Here is a 24,689-nt window from a genome sequence, read left to right on the forward strand (position 1 = left end):
AGCAGACTCCTAAGCCCCCTTCGCAAAACAAGGGCAAAAGTTGGAAAAGCCCTAAATTATAAACGAAGTACACCTCACAGCAGGTTTGCAGGCAGAAGAACTGGTTGCCTATATGGCACATATCAAAGGCAAGAGAAAAACGAATAATCCTGCGAGTAAATTACCGCAACCTCCTAAAGTCAAAAACCATGAAAACCAAAGTATCTCTAATTGAAGTACTCGCCATTACCTTAACATGCTTAGCTACTTCAGCCTGCTCCCAAAGGATCGCAAGCTTTATAGACAATGCTGAAGATTATTCTTTTAACAACAGAATAACTGCCGATCAAATTAAAGACTTAGACTTCAAAAAAGACAAATATTGCCCACTGCAAAAAAAGAACTGTATTAGCTATTACTATGGTCCACCTTTAACCGATAACAAACTTCAGTACTCCGTAAAGCATGGAGAAGGCGACAAAGAGAACAATGTTAAAATCGATTTAACCAGAAACTCTATGGAGCGGAGTTACGATGGTACCGTAATCTTATTGCATGGATTTCGCACCTCCAAAGATTTTATGATCAATTCATCTTTATACTTCCGTTTTCTTGGGTTTCAGGTTGTTGTTCCAGATCTTCTCGGTCATGGTGATTCAGGTGGCAATAAAAAATACGGAGTGGATGACAGCAATTATATTAACTACCTCATTGACAATTTAATTAAAGAGGGCGTCATTAAAGATGAGGATATTTATATTCTGGGAAATTCGATGGGTGCATTAACGGCAGCCCATATTTCTTTCCAACGACAAGACATTAGTGGAATTATCCTTTCGGCCCCAATGCCATCATTTGATGAAGCTGTGTACAATTATGCAAAACGTGACCACCCACTACTTAGCAAAATTATCCCTGAAAAAGATTTTCGCAAGGGTGCCATTCTGGCTCTAGAGAAAGCCAAAATCAATCTGGATGACACGAAGATAATACCACTCCTAAAGTCCTCCAAGGTTCCAACACTACTAATACTCTCAGATTCAGACCAAATATCTCCTTATGTGGATTATGAAAACTTGAAAAAAGACAATGTAACGTTAATTAAAATTACTGGCAGATATCACCCAAGCATGAATACAATAGGAGAAGTCGAACATAAAGAAATTATTAAATGGCTTAACAGCACTCAAAGTTAGTTACACAAAAAATTGGGAACAAATTCCTATTTTATCTTTGATGTCAGTTTAGTACTATTCCGTCGCCCCCCTTACAACCTTGCGCATCCCACGAGAGCTACCACCTGAAGTAGAAACCCCTTATCAGACTTCCAAGTAGGTTGATGCTCTATGATTTGCTCCACAAGCTTATGGTGAGCTTGACTAGATTGGAGCACTTCATTTGACTGCCGCCTGGATAAATGTATTTGTTTCCGCACACACCCTCTCTCTGTATATATTGAACATCTCAAATATACACAGAATCATCTACTTTACCTAAAAGGACCGCTCCAAAAAACGCTGTTAACAACCAGCCTCCGGAGAAGTAGTGGCTACTTTTCAAGTAACCACAGACATCGACATAATAACTCTATTAAGCATTGTACCAAGGTGGAACGATCCACTGACCAAAGTGCCAGTCGCGAGGTACAAATCTTCCATACCCTTGCCCCAATCGGTCGGGCTTATTATTGGTAGGGTTCATTGCCCAACCCTCTGCCAAAGTGACATGGACACCATGTATTCTACACATTGCGATAAATTCCCTAAAAGCCTGCAAAGTTTGAATAACCACTTCACTGCGAGCGGGAGTAAATGCAATAAGGGGTAAATCTATGTCATTGACATAGGGACGCGCGGCTTCATCACTGTGCCAAAGTACATTTCTTCTGGGGAATGGCCCCCACTGGCCAGCTCCAGCTCTCGGGCTGCGGATACCACCGATAGTGGAATTGAGAGTCTGACTTACTTCATAAATCCGATTAGTTATATTACCCAGCTTGGTGCCTTGCCTCTGAGTAGTGAAATTTCTCTCCAATTGATTTTCGATATGCTGGCGCTGCGACCAAGCTTGAGCAGTGCCTAGAATACGACGATCATCTCCATATCGATCAAACCTCTTTGCCCCCTGCTTAAATGGCCAAATAGCAAATAAGTCGTAATCCCCGGTAATGGCATTCAGAGGGTGCTCATTTCGAAAATGACGATGCTCCACTGGATTGGTCATCGCCAGTAGCGGCTCATACATGTCTTTGTACTTAGTGTCATACTGAACAACGATATTACCCCGCTCCTGGATAAAACCTGACTGTCTGCTCTTTTCCTTATCAACATAAACACCCCACATATCTCCCAAGCATGTGTTAACCCTGATAAGAGAATAGTGAAAAGTAATGCCACTGGGGTGGCTGGCTATACCTTCGTAACGATCTTGAGTTTTTCTTGTAACATTGATCTTTCCGTTCTGAATCAGCCAATCAACCCGTTCCTGATGCAAGCGAAGCGGTGTTGTTGATGCAGTCCATCCCGCGCCAGAGTTGTTATCAGTGAATGCCTCTTGATGCTGGGCGCGGTTATAGGCCGCTTTTCTCATCCCGTGTTTATTTAACCGGGGGTCTCGTAAAACAAAACCAGCCATCGGCCCCCAATCACATGACTTCCCATGAATCCTAAATCCCTTTGTATCATATCCCTGCTCAAGTAATTGAGTGCACGTTGGCCCTGTTGCGCGAACGATGATAACGCAACGATGAGAAGCGGCCGTTGACTTAAATGCATCAGCATGAGTTACAGGGCAACCTATAAGGTTTTGGCGTAATGCAGCATTGTTAAATATAAGATCCATATATCAACTTCCTTTTTTTGGGGGCTTACACTTGAGTCTAATTAAGTTACACAAACATAAGTCACCGGATAAATTTGGGGAGCTTTGTGAAAGCAATAAATTAATGGGCAAGAATCCTAAGAAATTATTCTGGCCTACCCTCAATACTGAAATTCTAACTTTCACTAATAAAGACGAAGGGTTAAAACTCCATGGCCACCTTTTTAAACCTGTATCTATTTATAAACCAATATCCGTGAACTTAAACTGAACCAGACTTGCGAGCTGTAAAAACTTAAGCATTTCGATTTCCCGACTCTTTCTATGCCCTATCCTGTATGTACAAATACACGGCCAAAGTATCATTATCTATTACCCCAAATGAGCTCCAAGCCCCAATAGCCTCTCAGTTTAAAAGTTACATAGATTCCACTTTCTCGGCTTTAGAATTTGGTCAGACATTTTTAGATTTTGGTCTTTTAAATTTAGACATGTAGAGAAAAGACGCGCGTGGATCGCTCGGCTCAGGAAGCCTAAAAACTCGTAGCCACCGGCAGCTTATACCTAGAGAGCCTCTGCCCGGTAATTCTTCTCACTGCAAAAGCAGATGCCATTACGTAACATTAAAGGTTGCATGAATACCTTCACTCATGTAACTTTTAATGTTTCTAGAGGTTGGATTTGCAAAATTAGTCTCTGACGCTTTACGTTACCAAAGGTGCTGCAAATGACTGACAATTTAGAGATATATAACTTTTCCTGGGCGCTCTATCCACGCAGAATACATATCTACCTTTCCGAGAAAGGGTTGGATATCAAATCAAGGGAATATGACCCCAAAGTCGAGAAGAAATGGCCCCCGCCGGAGGTACTGGAACTGAATCCCTATGGCAAACTTCCAATCCTTAAAATAGATAATGAAAATTCAATTACAGAATCCCTCGCGATCATTCACTATCTAGAGAAAGTATTCCCAAATCCAAGCATGATCGGGGAAAATGCGATCGACTATGCCAACGTTATTAGGTTAACCACCATGGCAGATGAAGCCAACACAATTTTGGCAATCTGGAACCATAACATCAGCCCGGTATTTCAGGAGCGAGAACTACAGTTTAAAGATGCCGGATATAGTGGAGCCTACTATTTCATTAAACGACTGGATGTATTAGAGACCGCTATCAATGAAAGTCACGAATTTATTTACGGGAACTCCCCCACTATTGCCGACTGTGTCACATTTCCTTTGATCATGTTCCTGGATGAATTTTATGATGTAAGGCTACCCCGTCGTTTCAAGAAGCTCAATGCCTGGTATAAAAGGTTTAAAACGAGAGATAGCATTACTCAGCAAAACTATGTCGATCAATACCCAGATTCGCTATTGGAGCTTTCCAGGGGGCTGGAAAAACAAGGGGGATTTTTCTTGGAAGACATTTGCAACAAATTAGAAAAAGATTTATTGAATTAGCCTTACATACCCTCTGAATTCTATAGATAACACTCAAAGCTTACCGATATAGATCAGAATAAAGTTGTAGCCCAAGTGAGGAAGTCTAATTTTCTCTAGCTTCCTCATTATTTAATCAACCAGTTTATCGCCCCCAGATCGGAGGATTTCCGATTTTTTCAATGAGAAAATCAATAAATACTCGCACTTTGGATGTTAGAACATTGGATTTAGGGTAAACGAGCCAAATTGCCGATTGATCACTTATATGATATCCAGGGAGTACTCTCACCAAGGACCCCTCATTAAGTTCGGCTTTAATATTCCAAAAAGAACTCATACAAATCCCTACCCCGAATTTCGCAGCTATACGCATACTGGCGCCATCATCACAAATCACTCGAGATCTGCTGTTTGAAGGTGGGAATTGATAAGTAGTCTGATCGCTCGCAGATATGAGTTTCCTGGGTTTTGAATTGATAAAGGCCAAAAGCTGATGTGCAACTAGCTCTTCCGGCTTTTCGGGAACACCATATTTTTTCAAGTAACTGGGAGAAGCGCATAGAACTCGCCTGTCATCCGCAAGCTTCCGACCAATTAAACTGCTATCTTCAACCGCATAATTGCGCAGTGCCAAATCAAAGCCGCCCTCGATAAGGCTGACTTGTGTGTCTGAGAGCTTCAGCTCTATGTTGACTCCAGGATACCTTTCCAGGAATTCAGGCAGGATAGGCGCGATAAAGCGCTGAACGAAAGTGCTCGATGCCGCAAACCTGAGCGTTCCGCTCACGGAGGAATTTCCACGCCCCAGCGCAGCAAAAGCCGCATCCTCTTGTGCGATGATCTCCCGGGCAAAAGGCAAGAACTCCTCCCCCTCTATCGACAGAGAGACCTTGCGGGTAGATCGATGAAATAGGTCCGCCCCCAAATGAACTTCGAGCTTGGACAAGCGGGCACTGGCAACAGAGGGAGCCAATCCAAGTCTCCGCCCCGCAGAGCTTATATTCAGCATCTCCGCAGCCAGTACGAATAGCCGAACCCCATTTGTATCCACTTATTATCTCCAAAAACCGAATTCTGATTCCATTTATACGCCGTTTATACATAGATTCCAATGCTTTAGCCTTTAATCACAGATCGAGCCAGCGTCGATCGATGACTGGCCTAGGCTTTCTGGGAGGTAAAAGATGAGTGTAAGAGTGCTTATGAATGGCGGCGCAGAAAATAACCAGACACAAGCCGTCTATGGTTATGTAGCTAGCAGCTTTGGCCTCCAATTCTCTCCTATCAGAGAAGCATAGGAGTTACCACGGTGCACTCTAAATACAAAGATCAGGGCTGCGGTTTTGCCAGTATCAACGCGGGTTACAACGCCCTGTTTAAGCCAGGTAAGCTCTCGGTGGGACTTGTGGTGCCCATAGAGAATTACGCAACGAACCCAGTTCCAACGATGCTTGATCATGTTGAACGAGTCCAACTTGCGGAAGAATTGGGATTTAGCGCGATTTGGCTTAGAGATGTCCCCTTCAATGTGCCTTCTTTTGGCGATGCGGGTCAAACTTTTGACCCATTCGTCTACCTTGGGCTGCTCTCAGGCCAGACATCGAAAATTACCCTCGGTGTAGCCAGCATCATTTTGCCCTTACGCCACCCAGCGCATATCGCAAAAGCTGCAGCCTCTGTTGATCAAATCTCAGGCGGACGCCTAATTCTTGGGGTCGCCAGCGGGGATCGCCCGGAAGAATATCCTGCGATGAATGTTTCATATCAGGAGCGAGGCAAACTGTTCAGGGAGAGCTACGAATATATTCGTCGTGCAGCAGAACCCTACCCTCAATTTCAGAGCTCACTGGGGTCGATTTCCGGCGATCTGGACATATTGCCCAAGCCGAGAGAAACAAGCCTGCCTTTACTGATAACAGGCTCGTCTCAGCAATCCTCAGGCTGGCTAGTTGACAACGGAGATGGCTGGATCATCTATCCTCGTTCACATGCCGCACAAGAGCAATTTATTAGGCAGTTGCGAAATAACTCGACTATTAACAAGCCGGTTATGGAGCCTCTCTATATTGATATAAGCGATACCCCGGATGCTTTACCGCACCCCATACACTTGGGATACCGACTGGGCATTAATCAATTATGCAAATATCTAAAGTCACGAGAAGAGATCGGTGTTAACCACGTTGCCCTGAACCTCCGATTTAACCAGGCAGATATTAAAGAAACTCTTAAAGCAATTTCGGAAGTCATTCTCCCATATTTTAGTGTAAAGGAATAACAAATGCAGAAGACTATTTTATTGACAGGCGGTACAGATGGCATCGGCTTGGAGACTGCAAAATTACTGGCAGCAAAGGGGCAAACTTTGCTCTTACATGGTCGTAGTGATGCAAAACTAGCGAATGCGAAAGAAGTGATAAAGCAAAACTCTCCGGAAGTTCATATAGATACATTCCGAGCAGATTTATCCAATTTATCAGATGTGTTAGCACTGGCCTCAATGGTAAAAATTCAACATTCAAATATTGATGTTCTTATCAATAATGCCGGCGTATTTAAAGTACAGAACCCAATAACCGACACGGGTTACGATGTTCGTTTTATCGTAAATGCTATTGCCCCCTACTTGTTAACGACACAACTATTGCCGCTGTTTAGCGCCAATGGCCGCATTATCAATCTATCCTCTGCAGCGCAAGCAACTGTGAACATCGAAGCGCTCAAAGGTCACCAACAACTATCCGACAGTGACGCTTATGCTCAAAGTAAGCTAGCTCTCACCATGTGGTCCTTCCAGCTAGCCCAATCACTTGGTAACAAGGCCCCGCAATTTATCGCAATCAATCCCGCCTCATTTCTGGGTAGCAAAATGGTGAAAGATGCCTACGGAACTCAAGGGAAAGACTTAAGTATCGGCGCCGACATATTGGTACGGGCGGCACTCGATGATGAGTTCTCAAACGCTAGCGGTAAATACTTTGACAATGACATAGGCAATTGGTCCCAGCCGCACCCAGACGCGCTTGATGTGAAAAAGAGAAAGGTACTTATTGAAGAAATTGAGAACACTCTCGACAAACTCGGCATTAAAAATACCTAAGACGTTAACGTATTCAATTAAAAGGAATTCACCATGAAATATGAAGGTTTTACCACATTCACGGCTAAGCAAGATGACGGAATCCTAACTGTGACATTTGACTTTGGTCCCGTGAATGTCCAAGGGCAAGAAATGCTGGCCGACTTAAACAGCCTGGCAATGCGCCTGGAACGGGATCGAGAAACCAAAGTCGTTGTGTTTCAGTCGGCAAATCCGGAAGTTTGGGTATGTCATTACGATACTGAGTTACTGAAAGATATGTCTGACGAAGCTGTATCTCGCGAAGAAGCCCAACTATTGGATTTACAGGCTATCTGTGAACGCATCAGTAAGGTGCCCCAAGCAACGATCGCCAAACTAGAAGGCTTCGCTAGAGGTGGTGGCCATGAACTGGCCTTGGCACTCGATATGCGTTTCGCAGCCCGAGGAAAATATAAATTCATGCAAATGGAAGTGGGTATGGGAATCCTCCCCTGTGGGGGAGGCGCATCAAGGATGGCTCGACAGACAGGACTGGGTAAAGCGCTGGAGATTATTCTCAGCGCCCGTGATTTCGATGCTGACGAAGCGGAAAGCCTCGGCACAATCAACAAAGCACTAGAGCCAGATGAAATTGGCGAGTATGTCGATAGCCTAGCGAAGAGAATCGCTCAATTTCCAGCAGAATCAATCAATGCTTGTAAGCAGGCGGTCTATGAGTCCATCGATAAACCTATCGGTGAAGCGCTAAAAGCGGAGGCCTATTGGCTGTATCAAGCAACCAGTAAAACACCTGCGCTAAAACGCTTCTCTATCGCAGATGAACAAGGGTTGGAACACGATATTGAAAATCAGCGGAACTGGAACCAACTGGTTATGGATGTACAAAAAATAAACTAGCAGTAGCAATTGGGTATTGGACGATTTACAGACTGCGATGCCCTACTTACTTCGGACACTTAGACAAAACTCTACAGAAAGTACACTTTTTGGGAATCAAAATGAGAGCAATGATTGTAAATACCTTTGGCGGCCCAGACGTATTTGAAGCTGCTGAAGTACCCAAGCCGACCACCAAAGCTGGCCATGTACTGATTAAAATATCAGCAAACAGCGTCAATACCGTAGATACCATGATTCGCCAAATGGGACCTGCATTACCCCTTTCACCGAAAGCCCCGGCAATATTGGGTATGGATTTCGCTGGTGTTGTTGAAGAGATTGGCGAAGGTGTAACCGATTATCAAGTGGGCGATGAAGTCTATGGCTGCGCAGGTGGACTGGCTGACTTGCCGGGAACATTAGCCGAATATATTGTTGCAGACGCGAACTTAATTGCCCTGAAACCCGAGAACCTGACCATGCGGGAAGCAGCAGCTTTGCCCTTAGTAGGCATAACCGCCTACGAAGGGTTACAGCGTGCGGGGGTTAAGCCTGGACAAAGTGTTCTTGTTCACGGTGGCTCGGGCGGTGTGGGTCATATAGCTGTACAACTGGCTCGTCACTTTGGTGCTGATGTTTACTCAACAGGTTCCGGAGATCCTCAACTGGCAATGATTGAAAAACTGGGGGCAACGCCTATTAACTACCGGACTGAATCGGTTGAGTCATATGTACTGAAGTACACCAACGGAGCAGGCTTCGATATAGTATTCGACTCAGTCGGTGGTGCAAATATAACGAACTCTTTTGAGGCAGCAAAACTCAACGGCCAAGTAGCTACTACCGTTTCCATGGTAGAACTTGACCTGACGCCTGCTCACTTTAAAGGCTTGTCTTTGCATGTCATTTTTATGTTAATTCCAATGCTACACAATTATCACCGTGAGGAACACGGACATATTTTAAAAGCACTAAAAGCCATTACTGAAGCAGGCGATCTCAAACCTGTGCTTGATGAAACTTCCTATAGTTTGTCTGATATTGGCAAGGCCCATGAGCGGCTGGCAAGTGGGCAAACTATGGGAAAAGTTGTTGTAAGTATTGAGTCAACTGAGTAACTGGCAAATTGGATAGTCACCTCTATCAACAGGGTTTATTACCAAATCTACCTACTTAAGAACACAAAAAAACAGCTATAACTCTTGCTCGAGCCAGGCTATTAAAATAATAGGTAGCGGCGAATCTGCCGCTACCTGAACATAAACCTATCAGTTAACGATTCACCACTTCGAAAGAAAGAAAATATCCTTCAGCACTCAGGAAGACTTGCAACTGCTGGTTCAAAACACCGCTCTGCTCTTTCGCTGTAACAACCCAGTGTCGCTGGTTATCAACACGCTGTATTGCAGCATTGAGTGGCATGTCGGCCCAGGACTTGTTGAGCTTGCCCTCTTTGATTAGGCGAGCCACTTCCTGGCTGGCGATGCCCTTAGCTTCAGCCATCGATACGGTAGCAAAATTGTCTCTCTCATGGTCACCATGGGCGAAAGCAAGATTTGCGAAGCCTAAGGTAACTGATACACAGATGACTCGAATAAGTTTGTTCATAATGCTCTCTTTCTTCTCGGTTTTAGCGAATGTTGATAAAAAACGTTACTGTTTGAGTCCAATAACCTCGTAGAACCCCTTTGTTTTTAGAGTGATCTTCACAGATTCCTGACCGTTATTCTTCCAATACCAGCCATGGGAACCATCAAAAGGCGTAGTGAGAGAGCCACTCATTTTATTTGCGGTAGCAATAGCAAAGCTCTCAAAGTAGCCGGTAGTATCGCCTGTGGGTTCGCCGTGAAAATCAAAGTAAAGTTCACCACTCTCCGTTACCCACTCATATTCCAAATGACCGTATTTATCCAATTGAAATTTGTATTCAATTCCACGGCCAGCGGGCACTTCAATAGTTGTAGTGTCAGTCCGATAAGCAAAGGACTGCTCGCCACGCTGCACTACTTCTGGTACCGCAACTTCCTGCTCTTGACTGTTTAATTCAGTCAGCCCCAGTGCACTGCCAATTCCAGTAGGATCTATATTGTATTCAGCTGGCAGGATTACTGTGGTCAACATAATGGCTGCAAGCACACCAGCAGCAAGTGTGGATTTAATCAGCGTTTGTGCAGTCTGCACTGGCATTTCAGTTGTATTCATTCTGTAAGCTCTAAATCTGTGTTCTTTCTGTTCAATTAACTTTATAAAGTCACTTCCTGGCTATCTAACCTACGAAGTAGCCTGTCATCTGGTAACCCACCAACATCAGTCCACCACTCATTAGCAAGGTATTTGTCATGGTGGAAAAGCGCAGGAAACTGTCAAAGCGACGCCAATAATTGATGGCGAGAAGAATAAACAGCAACGCAACAAACTGACCAATTTCTACTCCGACATTAAAGGCCAGGATATTCTCCACCAACCCATCGCTGGACAGCTTGAATTCCTGTAATTTGGTTGCCAAACCAAAACCGTGGAAAAGCCCAAAAATCAGTACGGCAGCCTTGGTATTAGGCTGGAAGCCAAAAACCCGTTTGAAGCCGCCGAGATTATCGAAGCCTTTATAGACAATGGATAATCCAATAATGGCATCGATCAAATAGGCATTCACATGGGTGTCGTTTAGCACTCCAAATAAAAGGGTCAAGCTATGACCGAGCGTAAAGAAGCTTACGTAGATGAGAACATCTTTTGATCGATATAAAAAGAAAATGACTCCCACCAGGAACAGCAGATGGTCATAGCCAGTCACCATATGCTTGGCGCCAATATATAGAAAGGGAATAATAGATACCCCTTCGTTGCCGGCAAGAAAAGTCTTGGTAGCATCGTCCACTCCATGGGCAAATAGTGGCATAGATATCACCATACCTGCTATCAGCGCCATCAAACCGAAAACTGTTTTTAAACTATTGTGCAACGTTACTATCTCCCGTTATTAAAGTTCTAAATTCTTGTGAACCAAAGCGTACACAGGCCCAGTTAACTGGCTCCAGCCAGAGCCACTTCAGGGTTATCTTGTAAGCTTTCCGACTTGGCATTCCTGCCATATAAAATTCTGTAGAGTGCCGGCAACACTAAAAGTGTCAGGATTGTTGATGAGACAATACCGCCAATAACCACCGTAGCCAGTGGGCGCTGTACCTCAGAGCCAATACCAGTATTCAGGGCCATGGGCACAAAACCGAGTGAGGCAACCAGTGCGGTACTAATGACCGGACGTAATCGGATCAGGGCGCCCTCAATAATGGCATTTTCTATGCTGTAACCTTGGTCACGCAGATCGCGAATAAAGGAAACCATCACCAGGCCGTTAAGGATGGCAATCCCGGAAAGTGCGATAAAACCAACGGCTGCGGAAATGGAGAACGGGATATCCCGCAACATTAAAGAGAGCACACCGCCGGTTAATGCGAGGGGTATACCGGTAAAGATAATTGCCGCATCTTTTATGGAGCGAAGCGCCAGCAGGAGAAGCCCCATAATCAACACAAGAGTCAGCGGCACTACAATCGATAAGCGTTCAGTAGCAGACTGTAGCGCTTGATAAGTTCCGCCGTATTCAACCCAGTAACCGGGTGGTATTTCCACTTTCTCGGAAACGGACTGCTGCACATCAGCAACAAAGCTACCCAAGTCCCTACCCCGCACATTGGCCGTTACCACTACCCTGCGTTTACCGTTCTCGCGGAAAACCTGATTGATACCGGCAGTGAGTTCCAAGCTGGCAATTTCCTCCAGGGGCACATAGTTGCCATTGGATCGATGAATCGGCAGTTTCTTTAGCGCATCCAAATCCTGGCGCAATACCTCTGGCAAACGCACAACAATATCGGTGCGGCGGTCCCCTTCATAAAAGCGGCCAGCAACCGTACCTCCCAGGGCGGTTGCCAGCTGCTCCTGTACCTGGCTAATGGCCAGCCCATACTGTGTTAGCGCGGCCTGGTCAGGAACAATGGCGAGAACCGGTAAACCGCTGGTTTGCTCCATCTGTATATCAGCAACGCCTTCTACACTGCCGATAGCCGCATCAATTTCACTGCCCAAACGCTCTAATTGCTCGAAGTCATCGCCAAAGACTTTGATCGCCAATTCCGCGCGTACCCCCGCTAAAAGCTCGTTAAAGCGCATCTGGATTGGCTGGAGAAATTCATAGCGGTTGCCGGGAATTGGTTCTACCAGCTTTGCCAGCTCTTCTACCAATTGCTCTTTCGGCTTATCCGGATCTGGCCACTGAGACCTGGGTTTCAGGATAATAAAGTTATCGGCAACACTTGGGGGAACGGCATCGGTAGCCACTTCCGCAGTACCAATTTTGGCGAATACACGCTCCACTTCGGGCAACTCTTTAATCCGCTCCTCCAGGGATTTTTGCAGTGCAATCGCTTGTTCCAGGGATGTGCCGGGAATACGCAAGGCGTGCATGGCAATATCGCCTTCATCCAGATTCGGCACAAATTCTCTACCCATTCTGCTTGCCGTATAGCCGGAAACCAACACCAGTAGCGCAGCAATAGCGACAACCATGCCACGCTGGCGCAGTGCAAACTCCAAGGCCGGGCGATAAATTCTATTCAGCTTCTCAAGTGCAGGATTTTTCTTTTCGATCACCGGTTTGCGGAATAGCAGCGCTATGCCGGCTGGCACCAAAGTGATGGAAAGAAACATCGCAGAAAGCAGCGCAATCACCACGGTTATAGCCATTGGATGGAACATCTTGCCCTCCACTCCAGTCAGGGCAAAAATGGGTAAATACACTGCTGTGATAACGAACACACCAAACATGGCCGGGCGAATCACTTCCCGCGTCGATTGGAATACCAGGGTAATCCGTTCTTTTAGATCTAACTGGCCACGCTCGCGGGCGGATTCGCTGAGGCGTCGCAGACAGTTCTCGACAATAATGATGCCCCCATCCACCAACAGGCCAAAGTCCAGCGCCCCCAGACTCATCAGGTTTGCACTTACGCGGGCCTGAACCATGCCGGTGATGGTCATTAACATGGCTACCGGAATTACCAGCGCAGTGAGAATTGCTGCTCGAACATTGCCCAACAGCAGGAAAAGAACCGCGATAACCAACAGCGCACCTTCCATAAGATTGGTTTGTACAGTGCGCAATGTCTGGTCAACCAGACCGGTACGATCATAAACCGCAGTCAATGTGATACCTGGTGGTAGACTCTGTTTGATATCCTCTAACTTTTCACCAACTGCACCTGCAACGGTGCGACTATTTTCGCCAACCAGCATGAAAACGGTACTCATCACCACTTCCCTGCCGTTCTGAGTAGCCGCCCCGGTGCGCATTTCGCGCCCCTCTTCGATCTTGGCCAAGTCGCCAAGGCGAACAGCAACGCCATTCACTTCCGCTACCAGGAAATCCTTCAGTGTCTCTAACGAGCTTGCCTGCCCCGGAACCCGCAACAACCACTGGGCGCCACTGTGTTCAATAAAGCCTACACCGCGATTACGATTGTTCTCCTCGATCGAGAGAATCAGGTCTTCCTGGGTCAGGCCAAATGCCAGCAGTTTCTCTGGCTCTATAGCAATCAGAATTTCTCTCTTGAATCCGCCAATCGGATTGACTTCCACCACACCTGGTACACGCAATAACTGCGGGCGCACAATCCAGTCATGCACCGAACGCAAGTCTTTGGGTGTTACTGCACTGCCATCAGCATTGGTAGCTCCGGGTTCGGAGTCCACTGTAAACATAAAGATTTCGCCAAGACCTGTGGCGATGGGTCCAAGCTCTGGCTCCAAACCAGCAGGCAGTGCACCACGTACACTAGTGAGCCGTTCATTCACTAACTGGCGGGCAAAATAAATATCGGTGCCATCTTCAAAAATCACCGTAACCTGAGACAGCCCATATCGCGAAACGGAGCGTGTATAAGCAAGGCTCGGCAAACCAGCCATTGCATTTTCCACTGGGTATGTAACCCGTTGCTCAACTTCTTTAGGGGTATACCCCGGTGCCTCCGTATTAATAACCACCTGGATATTGGTGATATCCGGTACCGCATCAATGGGCAGCCGGGTGAAATTCCAAATGCCCAAACCGCACAGTAAAAGCACAAAGGTAATAACCAGCCCGCGATTTTGAATTGAGGTTCTTATCAAGTACTCAAGCATGTCGAACCCTCAGTGATCGTGGGATGCACCGGACTTTTCAATGTCCGCTTTAATGATGTAGCTGTTACCGGTGACATATTCGATTCCCGGTCGAATCCCCCCCAGCACTTCAACCCAGTCGCCTGCTTCACGCCCCAGCTCCAACATGCGCACTTCATATTGATCGCCCACCTTGGCATAAACGACAGTAAAATCGCGGAACGCTTGTAAACCGGAACGCTTGACGGCGAGAGGCACCTCATATTCAGCAACTTGGATATCGCCGCTTACAAAAGAACCTGGTGCGAGGCCTGAGGGAATATCTTGCAGTGACACTCGAACGGCAGTGGCCTGGTTGGGCTTCATCAAAGTATCAATTTGTTTAACTACCCCGAGCAGAGGAGTTTCCAGGGACTTGATATTTACGGAAACGGGCGTGCCCTGGCGAATCTGGGGGCGTGTCGAGGGAAAAACATCCAGCTCTGCCAACAAGGCAGTATCATCGGCAACCGTTAATAAAGCTCTACCTGCGGTCTGTTCACCAGGGTTTACATTGCGCTGAATTACCACACCGGTAATGGGGGATTTAATACTGTAAGTTTTCAGGTTTTGATCGCTGTTAACTGCGATTAGGGGTTGCCCTTTTTTAACGCGCTCTCCCAATCCCACATACACAGTTTCTACAAATCCATCGAAACGCGCACGGATTTCACGTACCTGTTCTGGATCTACAATAAGTCTGCCATAAGCACGGTTGGTCTCACTCATCCTGGCGGGGCCGACGGTTTCCGTATCAATTTCCATGGATTCAGCAATACCGGATTCGATACGGGTTCGCCCCTCAAAATTATCGTATTGCCAACGGTACTCGTGCCCCTGGTACTTGACTGTTAGAGTCACAACAAATGAGTGGGGCTCATAGATCACCATATCGCCACGCAGATAATTCCCCTCAGGCCTGAACTCGATGTGATCCTCTCCATCTCCAAGCCTTGTAAGAACCACTTTAAGATCAACCTGGCGAGGATTAACCAGCTCTCCATCGTTACTCACCCAAACCCGAAACTCCGGGGGAACACCAGTTTCATAAATACTTAGCTCAACGGCAAAATCACCTTCTCTCAACATGCGCCCACGATTGGGCCCTTTTTCCGGTTCTGCGTCTGCGACAGCTCCGGCCGCATACACACTGCCGCTGCCACTTAGGAACAAGGAAAGTAAAGCACCGAATATCAGGCTGGAAAAAACTGCGGATCTCATATCTCGCTCTCGCTTATCTGTGCCAATGACAGGCCGGTAAGTTTTTCAATTTCAATCAGGCTAAGGTGTGCGTTGTACTGTGCCTGGAGCAGTGAAAGCTGCGCATCGCTAAGCCCCTGTTGGGCTAGAGCCAACTCCGAGTAGTTATAGCGGCCACGTCGATAGGCTTTTTGCGTAGCGATGAGCGCTTTATCCAAACTGGGAATCATCTTTTCATTCAAGGCGGTAGCTACGTGCCGGTGATGCTGTAGCCTTTGGGTCATCACAAAGAGCTGTGTATCCAACTCAATCTCTTTCGCATTTCTTTCTGCTCGGAAACGATTTTGTTCTGCCCTCAAAGCAAATACCTTGCCGCGATTACGGTCACCCTTACCTAGTGGGATTGCGAACCCTGCCACCAACCCATAATCTCCGCTCGTTTCGTTGCGACGAATTCCTGTATCAATCCGCCACTGAATGCCTGCTTCTGCACGTGCCAAATCAATTTCCGCCTGTGCCACACGCTCACGGCTCATAAATATTTCCAAATTTGGATTGCCCGCAACCAAACTTCGCAATCTAGATAAGTCAACTTCTGGAAGGACACTGGAAAGAGAACCAACCACTGCACGAAAACTTGGCTCTCTGGAGCCCCACTGGGCAGCTAATTGATATTTGGCAATATCCAGCTCGTGTTCGACATCCTCCACAGCTAAGAGTCGACGCTGTAAGTCGACTTCCGCCCGAAAAGCATCGGCTTCATTCGTTCTGCCAACACTGACTTGGCGATTAATTTCGGCGGATATCCTGCGAGCCAGGTCGACTGATCTTTTAGCAATTTCCAGGCGTTCCTGCTGAGCCAGGACCTGGAAAAAGTAACGCGCAGTATTAGCGGCAACTTCTAACTCAAGAACCTGCTTTTCGGCCTCAATCACGGAAGTCTTACTGCGTGTAGCCAATACACGTTTTTCTGCGAGATCACCCTGTAATAGCCAACTGATGCCTACTGTTACCTGGGAACTGCCGTTGCCATCGCTGTCCTTTTCCTCCCCCACCCCCTCGGCGGCAACACTAAGCTCCGGACGTGGTCCAAGCTTGGCGTGCTTGGATAAAGCATCCACAGCCTCAAACTGATATCGGTAACCCGCCAGTTCAGGGTGATTTTGCAAGCTTTTAAGAATTGCCTGTTCATAAGTAAGTCCCGATAACTCCTCGCCCTGTTCTGCCCTAAGGGGTCCACTTAATGCGACTAAAAAGAACACGGCTCCGGCCACAAAAAACCGATCAACAATCGGTTTTTAGTTATGACTAAACGCAAACAATTAAACACTTCGGCTTCCTTAGTGGGAGAAAAGGGTTTCGACGGTGTGGTGGAGCGCATCCACCGAAACAAGGCAAGTGCCTGTAAGAGCCACAAACATTCCAGCTAATAACAAGGGGGGTAAGTTGCGCCCCTTATCATCAGACAGCAAGTAACGAATACGAGCATCCAATTGGTCAAGAGCGAAATAACAGACCATTGCTGAACTTCTCTCTTTGGGATGCAACCCATTGGAGATACGGGTTACTTTAAGTAGGGTTTGGGCGATAAAAGTCTCACTCCACCCCTGCCTATGGGCATAAGCATCTGCACGCTGCTCCATACACAGCGCCATCTGCCGATTCAGGTAATTCCCCAAACGCGTAGGGAAAAAGCTGGCAAATAAAGCGAATATTAATTTCTTCAGAGGATCAAATTTTTGCGCATGGGCTTCCTCATGCAGGCGCACCACCTCAAATTCTTCCGCTGTTAACTGGTCTCGCAGACCGCTGGTATAAAACCCTTGCGGACGGAGCAGACCACTGGTGAAAGCCTGGGGCCCCTTTGCCTGGATAATACTTTGGTCAGACTTATCCCTTTCGCAAAGTTGCATTAACAAACGGAGCTGCGCCAAATGGCGATGAGCTCGTTTAAAACTTTGAAACGCCAAAAAACCGCTAAAGAAAAGAAACGCAATAGTAAAAACACCGTGCCAACTGTAGAGGTTAAAAGCATTGATATGGTGCCAGTGCGCCAGTGATGCAACGCCTCCCAAAAGGCTGGGGAAAGCCAGGATAACAGCGGCAGTGGAAGCCGCAAACCACGGCAGCAATACCGCACTCCACAGCAGTAAACGCCGGCTACTGACAGACAAGCTAAGTGAATGCCGGGAAGCAGAAAGGCAGGCAGCTGATACCAGTAAAATACCGACAAACAGGCCAAGCGCTGCAATAGTCAGCAGGTTTAGCCAGAGTGCAACCTGCCCCAAAATCATTAGCGATCACCCTGCTGGCGCTTAATCTTCTGGCTTTCGATCAACTGCTCCAGCTGCTCCAATTGGCTTTCGCTCAACTCCGATGAGATGGAGGTAAATGCGGCTACCAACCCGTTCTCATCATCAAGGAACTCACGAGTAACATCTTGAATCAGCTGTCCAACAAACTCGTAGCGCTCCACTGCCGGGCTGTATTGGAATGCATGCCCCTGCTTCTCCCGAGACAGCAAACCTTTCTTGTAGAGGCGATCCAGCGTGCTCTGGATCGTATTGAGAGAACCTCCACGGGCCCTGCTCAAGTCAGAGTGGACCTGTTTGGCATCCGCAGATTTTCTATCCCAAAGATGTTGGAGCACCTGTTTCTCAAGATCGCCAAGTCGCATAGACCATTATTCCAACAGTGAAAATATTTCTTTGACTGATGGTAGAACGTCAAAAACCGATCGTCAATAGGTTTTATGTCAGGCTTCCCCGAGCTTAGAAATTCAAAGTGAAATTGTTAAGAGAGTAGTGAGGCCAAGATACCCCCGCTCACATTAACAACAGAGCGTTATACATTACCCTTGCTCTCTCCAATAACAATCCTAAGCATGATCCTTGGATATCAAGCCCACTATTATTCCATAAAGCCAATAATGATCTGCTTCTTCAAATCGCCTGTACTACTCATAAATTCGGAGACTCTTTTATACCTCAGACCCAAGTCCAGATAGTCAAAGAGCCTATCTATCAAATGTCTGCAGATATCCTTTGTAGGCATAACCACTCACTATAAACCAGATTTACAGTGAATTTGATTATGCCTACGTTTACTTATTTAGAATTCCTTTTTAATCAATTTAACCGCTTCTTTTGTGGTAAGTATATCATTAGCCATATACTTGAAGTTAATCATTGCTGCTTCGTAGCCATTGCCCTCAGGCAAATTTGCACCAGCTGTTGCATCGGTTACAACAGCCACTTCAAATCCCTGTTCTAATAATTCGCGCATATGAGATTCTGTGCATAGATTTGCAGACATCCCTGCAAGAATTACTTTATCAATCCCCTGTTTTCTCAGCTGGAGTACTAAATCATTTGTCTCAGGGCCGTAAATTTTATGCGGGCCGGTCACAACAGTCTTACCATTATTTATATATGGCTTATATTGCTCCAACCAATCAGCTCCAGAGTTTTCAAACCCGTTTAAGCTTAGAGGGTCTTCTCGATTGAACATACCAAGTTTGTGCATTACCACTTCGAGGTTCCCCTCAAACTTCCACTTATGATCATGAGGGTAGTAATAGTGTGGGGAAATAAATAAAGGCACATCCTTTTTCCCTGCAACTTTCATTAACCTTTCGAGGTTCTGAACTGTATTATTTTTTTCTACACTTTCCCCCACTACACCCCAGGTTACACCATTAGGGCTTAAGAAATCATTCTGCGGGTCGGTTATTACGATTGCCGTCCGCTCTGGATCAATCTTCATACCAGGCTCGACTTGATCGGCAAAGCTATTTAATGAGAAAGAGATAAGCCCTAGTGCCACAACTGGCGCTACTAGATTATTTAAAAAGTTCATCAGCTATTTTCCTATCCAAAGCTCTTAAGTTATGTAGGGTAAGTAAGCAGGATATTGCTAGCACTCAACCTGGAACGTATAATATCCTCACAATCTGTACGATAAATGCTTTAAAATATGTATTTTATGTCAAATCGTATGACTGTATGGTTTTTAGGTATTTGTCGTTATGGACGTGTTAAGTGATTTGCTCAGGGTTTTCCACTTAAAAGCACATGTTTTTTTACACAGCCAATTTTATGGCGCGTGGCGGGTAGACACCTCCGGAGAGCAAAAGGCCACCTTTCATCTTGTTACTCGTGGTGTTTGCTGGTTACATTTACCCTCTCAGGATGTTCCAATACCATTAAGGGCCGGTGACTTGGTGGTATTTCCTCATGATGCTATTCATACAATAACCCATAGTCAGGACACACCAGATCCTAAACTGGAACTTAACCAACCTAACGAAGAGGGACAGGCTTTAGGTAGGGCTGCGACAAGTTTAATATGTGGTTATTTTGAGCTCGATCACTTTAGCTGGAATCCTCTTCATGAAGATTTACCTGAGGTTTTAATCGTTCAGAATGATTTGGCTGAAGGTGCTGCACTAATTGAAACGGTGACTCGCTTTATAACATTTGAGATAGAAAACAATTTGCCTGGCGAGAAAATTGCTATTGATCGCTTGTCCGAAATATTATTCATTTATATTGTGCGCGCTCATATGAAAAGCTCACAATTTACCGATGGATACATTAAAGCACTCGCGGACCCCAAGCTGGGAAAAGTTTTACAGTCTATCCATTCTGATCCAGGGTACTCGTGGACAGTTGATAAATTATCCAAACTTGCTGCTATGTCTCGATCATCATTCTCTGAAAAATTCCTGCTTTTAGTGAAAAAAACACCGATGCAGTATGTTACCAATTGGAGAATGCAGCGTGCTCACCAAGAGTTTTATGAAAAGAAAAATTCAACTGCTCAAGTCGCCCATCAGTTTGGCTATCAATCCGAGGCCAGCTTTAGTAAAGCATTTAAAAAACACTTTGGCTATGGCCCTGGAGCAGCAAGAAGGAAAGGCATCGAATCTTGACATTTCCAGTTATTTTTTAATAACTCAGCAGCTTCTACAGCCTAACAGGCTCCATAAAAGAGAACTAAGCTAGGTTTTACGTGATTTCCTCTCTTCTTTGGCTCTAGCTCGCTCAGCCTCAAGAATCACCTGCTCTACAGAATACTTTACTGCGCAGATCATCATGGCCATAGCACCAACAAATGTCGTAAGCGAAAGTGAAGCATTGAGTTCAACGAGAACCAAAGATATTGCACTCACAGCCAGCAACTTTAGATTTTCTATATGGAGCTTCAAGAAGCTACGATCAATCAAGCCTGAATGACAAATAAGAAAAAACCCTATTGCAGCACACGAAGTAGCTACTGAAGTGTCAGATGAATCACCTCCAACTTTCAAGGAGTGATAGAATCCATAATAGACAAAAAGCGCTAAGAAAGGGCTTGCAAAGGCCACCTTTCCCGCAGCTATATCTTTAGAGATATGACGCCAAAAAATTGACCAACGATTTTTTTTATCCTTCTCAAAATTAGTTAATTTAACCACCCCAAAAGGAATAGCTAGCAATCCACCAATGATCACTAAGAAAACTATAATCCCCGATACTGTTTCCAGCATACGTCTCCTTCCTTAAACTGAATTTCATCACAGGCTTATATATGAATTACTTTAATGTACCTGGGAGTATTTTATTTTTCCTACGTCATTGAGAATTACAGACCATTTTTAGCTGTAGCACCTGTATCAACCTTCATTCGCGCATTGTTCAGATGATCACAAACCATCTCCATACCATCCAGCACTCGAAAAGTATGTCGCTGAATGATATCCGGTGGTACATGAAACAGGTTTCCCTCTTTAACTGCATTAATTCTTGGGTAAGCCTCCCAGGCATCCAACCAATCTGGCCGCTCTTCTCCCATGCCGCTGGCGATAATTACTCTCGGGTCTCTATCGAGTACAGACTCAATACTAATCTTCGGTGCTAATACCAATGCATCGGCAAATATATTACGGCCGCCACAAGTTTGAATAACATCGCTAATCAGGTGGTCGCCATTAAGTGTTTGCAGTGGCTCATTCCAAACCTGATAAAAAACACTGACTAAATCCAGGTCCTTATGGCTAAGCTGTATTTGATTCAGTCGCTCAAGCCACTCTCCGGCAGATTTATCTGCATAGTCACTTGTACCTGCAAGTTTACCGAAGCGCTTTACATTCACAGCGATATCTTCAAGAGTGTGAGATTCAGATACGAAAACTGTAAAACCGAGATCCTCCAGTTTATTAATCATCTGATCGCCATTTCCCGATCCCCAGGCAACAATCAAGTCAGGATTTAGCAATAGTAAACTTTCATAGTTTACCGCTTTATAGTTACCTATCTCCGGTAATTGCTTGGCTTGCTCGGGGTAGTCACTGTAGCTTACCGCAGCAATTAGCTTATCCCCTGCCCCGGCACTGTAAAAGTTCTCCACGATATTTGGCGCTAGCGCAACAATACGCTCTGCTGGTGCAGGCAGTTCAACCCATTGGCCACGGGCATCTTTTACCCGCACGGAATCATCCGCCCAAGTATTACTCACCAATAACAGGTTCAAGGTTAAAACAACACGGACAATACTGCTTCGAGACATCTCTTTAACTCGACTATAACTAAGGAGCTTCTAAACAGCTCCGTAACTCACATTGGCAACCACTGCCACCCATAAAATCAATATCGACAACTCACTTATCTCAACCAAACCGCCCAAACAATCGCCGGTATAACCACCAATAGCCTTATCCCACAGGCGACGCCAGAATAAAACCAGGGCAATCAAACTACAGACGATGCCTATGGCAATGGGTATTGGCGCCGCTAAACATCCAATAGCAACTACGATTGCAACTACCGGCAATAGGTCCCATCGGTGTTCGGAGCCAGAGGGCGGTACATGGCCTTCAACACGTGCGTATTGTGAAATTCCCATTAAAGCCAGGGCCGCAGCCCTGGCTAGCATAGGTGAGAGTACCAACGGCAGATAGACCCAAGCATCTTTTGTTACCGGGTTTATTAGCTCTAGCAGGGCTGCAATTGCAGCGAACTTTATCAGTAGGAAAACAACAACAGCCGCTACCGCAATAGAGCCGCAGTGGGGATCGTGCATTACTCTCAAAATATGCTGACGTTGCTCTTCAGGATCGGCACACTTATGTCCAGCAAAGTAGGCATCAGTACAGTCAGCAAGGCCGTCGAGGTGTAGTGCACCTGTCAGGACCACCCAGAAACCCAATAGTATTGCGGCTTGCAACTGAGTACCTAAAGGAGCCAGAAGGTAGGCGGCCCCGGATAACAGTACACCAATCACCACTCCAACCAGGGGGTAAAAATATATCGACCGCTTCACCGTTTCCTTGTCCACCTCCCGCAGCAAGCCCGCCACCGGCAGCCGGGTAAGAAATACCAGCGCATACAGAAATGCTTGGGATAGGTTGTACAACTTACGGGCAATAAACATAAGCTGACTGCTCTGGGTAGGAAACGGTAAAGGTCTTATTGTCCGCGTCGTATCTCAGTGATGCGGCAAACCCGTAGTTAACTTGCAGTGAAATCATTTTCACTGGGAGCCAGTTATTCGCATACGCGAGCAACAACTTGATAACGCCACCGTGAGTAACGAGCAGCAGGGACTCTCCCGAGTATTGCTGGGCTAGATTATCAATAGCTTGAAGAACTCTGGATCGAAATACGGAAAAGGGCTCACCTCCCGGCGGTGCGTGCTTTTCCGGGTCACGCCCCCAGGCTTCACACAGTGCTCGTTGCTCAGTCCAGATCTTATCGACTGACTGCCCCTCCCAGTCCCCGAAACCAATTTCCCGGATATCAGGAACTTCAGTTATCGGCAGCTTTTTCTCTCGGGCAAGCTGGGCAGCAAAGCGTTGGCAGCGCTGTAAGGGTGAAGTAATAATCCGGTCCCAGGAGTCATCGAGCTCGGCAAGCCCTCGCAACATCTGCTCCCTACCCTCACTGGTTAGGGGCACATCGATCTGCCCGCGAAAAATATTTCCACCTTCGCAGGCACCGTGTCGTAAAAGATCAATCCGCAACTGGCACTCCTGCCTCACTGAAAGTGAACATTTTGTTATGCAGGTTCAGCGCTTGCTTGATAATACTTATGGCCAACACTGCACCTGTGCCTTCGCCAAGGCGCATATTGAAGCTCAGCAATGGCTTCACCCCCAGGCACTCGAGGGCCAGTTTGTGACCAGACTCGTCAGAGAGATGGGCGTAGAGCAACCAGGGTTTCACTGACGGATTAATAGCACCGGCAATAGCTGCCGCGGCAGTCGCCATAAAACCATCAACCAATACAGGGACACCTTGCTGGGCACTGGCGACAAACGCTCCCGTTAAGGCTGCAATCTCAAAGCCACCAAAAGTTTGCAGAATAGCAAGTGGCGAGCCCTGCGCTGCCCGGTGCTGCTCCAAAGCAAATTCGATCAGTTCCACCTTGCGGGCGAGCACTGCATCGTCGATACCTGTTCCCCGCCCCGTAATGTTGCCAACCTCTAGCTCAAAAAGGGCGGCAAACATGGCAGCGGCGGAAGTGGTATTGCCGATACCCATATCTCCGCCAATAAAACAATCTGCATCGGTAGACTGGCGGCGACCGGCATCAAGAGCAAGAGCCAGCTGCGCTTGGGTCATAGCGGGATTACCTTGGGAGAAGTCCGCAGTAGAGGAAGCTATAACTTCATCAATCAGGTCGGGGTGTTCAGCGGGGACCACACAACCCAGATTAATTGCGGCAAAGTCAGCATTCTGCTCGCGGCTCAACACATTAATAGCCGCCCCACCCTCGCAAAATAGTTTCAGCATTACAGAAGTGACAGCCTGAGGAAATCGGGAAGTTCCCTGGGCTGCAATACCGTGATCAGCACCGAATACGCGCACCGACAATTTATTCAGTTGGGGTTGCTCCCTCCCCTGGAATCCGGCGAAATCCACGGCAATACTCTCGAGCCGACCGAGTGCGCCTTGCGGCTTAATCAATTGCTTCTGGCGGGCAATCGCGGCATTGCGAGCACTCTGGTCCGGGGTTGGTGCCGGCTTATCGAGCCAACTGAGTTCATCTGTCATCATTATCAGTCTCAGTCTCAGTCTCAGTCTCAGTCTCAGTCTC

23 protein-coding genes are annotated in these 24,689 nt (G+C 46.5%); 7 read left to right on the forward strand and 16 right to left on the reverse strand.

Translation table 11 applies throughout. The features are described 5' to 3' along the window. Positions 1-188 precede the first annotated feature (188 nt). Complete coding sequence (locus ACYX4J_RS11265) at positions 189-1,175, forward strand: alpha/beta hydrolase (RefSeq protein WP_476176618.1); 987 nt, start codon at positions 189-191, stop codon at positions 1,173-1,175. Positions 1,176-1,569: 394 nt separating this feature from the next. Here the strand turns inward: ACYX4J_RS11265 and ACYX4J_RS11270 are convergent, their stop codons facing one another. Beyond that, complete coding sequence (locus ACYX4J_RS11270; RefSeq protein ID WP_444908140.1) at positions 1,570-2,820, reverse strand: anthrax toxin-like adenylyl cyclase domain-containing protein; 1,251 nt, start codon at positions 2,818-2,820, stop codon at positions 1,570-1,572. A 706-nt stretch (positions 2,821-3,526) separates the two neighbouring features. Here ACYX4J_RS11270 and ACYX4J_RS11275 point away from each other — a divergent pair. Next, positions 3,527-4,270 carry a glutathione S-transferase family protein gene (locus tag ACYX4J_RS11275; protein ID WP_444908139.1) on the forward strand — a complete coding sequence of 248 codons (744 nt, stop codon included), beginning with the start codon at positions 3,527-3,529 and terminating at the stop codon, positions 4,268-4,270. 124 nt (positions 4,271-4,394) lie between these two features. On the opposite strand, the gene ACYX4J_RS11280 is transcribed toward ACYX4J_RS11275, so the two are convergent. Next, the gene (locus tag ACYX4J_RS11280; RefSeq protein ID WP_476176619.1) at positions 4,395-5,303 is read right to left on the reverse strand and encodes a LysR family transcriptional regulator; all 909 of its coding nucleotides are present in this window, start codon (positions 5,301-5,303) and stop codon (positions 4,395-4,397) included. A gap of 258 nt (positions 5,304-5,561) precedes the next feature. On the opposite strand from ACYX4J_RS11280, the gene ACYX4J_RS11285 reads away from it, so the two are divergent. From ACYX4J_RS11285 to ACYX4J_RS11300, 4 genes are all read left to right on the forward strand, one after another. After that, on the forward strand, positions 5,562-6,530 hold the full coding sequence (locus tag ACYX4J_RS11285) for an LLM class oxidoreductase (RefSeq protein WP_476176620.1): 969 nt from the start codon (positions 5,562-5,564) through the stop codon (positions 6,528-6,530). A 3-nt stretch (positions 6,531-6,533) separates the two neighbouring features. After that, positions 6,534-7,352 carry an SDR family NAD(P)-dependent oxidoreductase gene (locus ACYX4J_RS11290; RefSeq protein WP_476176621.1) on the forward strand — a complete coding sequence of 273 codons (819 nt, stop codon included), beginning with the start codon at positions 6,534-6,536 and terminating at the stop codon, positions 7,350-7,352. Positions 7,353-7,385: 33 nt separating this feature from the next. After that, positions 7,386-8,231 (forward strand): enoyl-CoA hydratase/isomerase family protein, encoded by an 846-nt coding sequence (locus tag ACYX4J_RS11295; protein ID WP_444913179.1) that lies wholly within the window; start codon positions 7,386-7,388, stop codon positions 8,229-8,231. A 101-nt stretch (positions 8,232-8,332) separates the two neighbouring features. After that, the gene (locus tag ACYX4J_RS11300; RefSeq protein ID WP_476176622.1) at positions 8,333-9,331 is read left to right on the forward strand and encodes a zinc-dependent alcohol dehydrogenase family protein; all 999 of its coding nucleotides are present in this window, start codon (positions 8,333-8,335) and stop codon (positions 9,329-9,331) included. A 154-nt stretch (positions 9,332-9,485) separates the two neighbouring features. Here ACYX4J_RS11300 and ACYX4J_RS11305 read toward each other — a convergent pair whose 3' ends face one another. The 9 genes from ACYX4J_RS11305 to ACYX4J_RS11345 form a co-directional block, all read right to left on the reverse strand. Continuing rightward, positions 9,486-9,821 carry a DUF6488 family protein gene (locus tag ACYX4J_RS11305; RefSeq protein WP_444908133.1) on the reverse strand — a complete coding sequence of 112 codons (336 nt, stop codon included), beginning with the start codon at positions 9,819-9,821 and terminating at the stop codon, positions 9,486-9,488. Positions 9,822-9,866: 45 nt separating this feature from the next. Further along, positions 9,867-10,415, reverse strand: a complete 549-nt coding sequence (locus tag ACYX4J_RS11310) for a hypothetical protein (protein WP_444908132.1) — start codon at positions 10,413-10,415, stop codon at positions 9,867-9,869. Positions 10,416-10,479: 64 nt separating this feature from the next. Next, entirely contained in the window at positions 10,480-11,175 is a 696-nt protein-coding gene (locus ACYX4J_RS11315; protein WP_444886199.1) for a HupE/UreJ family protein, read from the reverse strand. A 62-nt stretch (positions 11,176-11,237) separates the two neighbouring features. Beyond that, positions 11,238-14,393, reverse strand: coding sequence for an efflux RND transporter permease subunit (locus ACYX4J_RS11320; RefSeq protein WP_476176623.1), 3,156 nt, complete (start codon positions 14,391-14,393; stop codon positions 11,238-11,240). A 9-nt stretch (positions 14,394-14,402) separates the two neighbouring features. After that, positions 14,403-15,632, reverse strand: a complete 1,230-nt coding sequence (locus ACYX4J_RS11325; RefSeq protein WP_476176624.1) for an efflux RND transporter periplasmic adaptor subunit — start codon at positions 15,630-15,632, stop codon at positions 14,403-14,405. Next, positions 15,629-16,873, reverse strand: a complete 1,245-nt coding sequence (locus tag ACYX4J_RS11330; RefSeq protein WP_476176625.1) for a TolC family protein — start codon at positions 16,871-16,873, stop codon at positions 15,629-15,631. The genes ACYX4J_RS11325 and ACYX4J_RS11330 overlap by 4 nt, the downstream gene beginning before the upstream one ends. A gap of 78 nt (positions 16,874-16,951) precedes the next feature. Further along, the gene (locus ACYX4J_RS11335) at positions 16,952-17,905 is read right to left on the reverse strand and encodes a M56 family metallopeptidase (RefSeq protein ID WP_444935749.1); all 954 of its coding nucleotides are present in this window, start codon (positions 17,903-17,905) and stop codon (positions 16,952-16,954) included. Continuing rightward, positions 17,905-18,288: a BlaI/MecI/CopY family transcriptional regulator gene (locus tag ACYX4J_RS11340; RefSeq protein ID WP_476176626.1), complete on the reverse strand. Its 384-nt coding sequence runs from the start codon at positions 18,286-18,288 to the stop codon at positions 17,905-17,907. The genes ACYX4J_RS11335 and ACYX4J_RS11340 overlap by 1 nt, the downstream gene beginning before the upstream one ends. Positions 18,289-18,722: 434 nt before the next feature. Next, the gene (locus ACYX4J_RS11345) at positions 18,723-19,469 is read right to left on the reverse strand and encodes a cysteine hydrolase family protein (protein WP_413662181.1); all 747 of its coding nucleotides are present in this window, start codon (positions 19,467-19,469) and stop codon (positions 18,723-18,725) included. A 169-nt stretch (positions 19,470-19,638) separates the two neighbouring features. On the opposite strand from ACYX4J_RS11345, the gene ACYX4J_RS11350 reads away from it, so the two are divergent. Beyond that, positions 19,639-20,544 carry an AraC family transcriptional regulator gene (locus ACYX4J_RS11350; protein ID WP_444913199.1) on the forward strand — a complete coding sequence of 302 codons (906 nt, stop codon included), beginning with the start codon at positions 19,639-19,641 and terminating at the stop codon, positions 20,542-20,544. Positions 20,545-20,613: 69 nt separating this feature from the next. Here ACYX4J_RS11350 and ACYX4J_RS11355 read toward each other — a convergent pair whose 3' ends face one another. From ACYX4J_RS11355 to cobT, 5 genes are all read right to left on the reverse strand, one after another. Continuing rightward, positions 20,614-21,141 (reverse strand): hypothetical protein, encoded by a 528-nt coding sequence (locus tag ACYX4J_RS11355; protein ID WP_476176627.1) that lies wholly within the window; start codon positions 21,139-21,141, stop codon positions 20,614-20,616. Positions 21,142-21,236: 95 nt separating this feature from the next. Beyond that, positions 21,237-22,160 carry a cobalamin-binding protein gene (locus ACYX4J_RS11360; RefSeq protein ID WP_476176628.1) on the reverse strand — a complete coding sequence of 308 codons (924 nt, stop codon included), beginning with the start codon at positions 22,158-22,160 and terminating at the stop codon, positions 21,237-21,239. Positions 22,161-22,190: 30 nt separating this feature from the next. After that, positions 22,191-23,024, reverse strand: coding sequence for an adenosylcobinamide-GDP ribazoletransferase (gene cobS, locus ACYX4J_RS11365; RefSeq protein WP_476176629.1), 834 nt, complete (start codon positions 23,022-23,024; stop codon positions 22,191-22,193). Then, positions 23,008-23,613, reverse strand: coding sequence for a histidine phosphatase family protein (locus ACYX4J_RS11370; protein WP_476176630.1), 606 nt, complete (start codon positions 23,611-23,613; stop codon positions 23,008-23,010). Before ACYX4J_RS11370 ends, cobS begins: the two co-directional genes overlap by 17 nt. After that, positions 23,603-24,649, reverse strand: a complete 1,047-nt coding sequence (gene cobT / locus ACYX4J_RS11375; protein ID WP_476176631.1) for a nicotinate-nucleotide--dimethylbenzimidazole phosphoribosyltransferase — start codon at positions 24,647-24,649, stop codon at positions 23,603-23,605. The genes ACYX4J_RS11370 and cobT overlap by 11 nt, the downstream gene beginning before the upstream one ends. Positions 24,650-24,689: the final 40 nt, after the last annotated feature.

The sequence above is a fragment of the Microbulbifer sp. ABM4_008 genome (assembly GCF_056311705.1).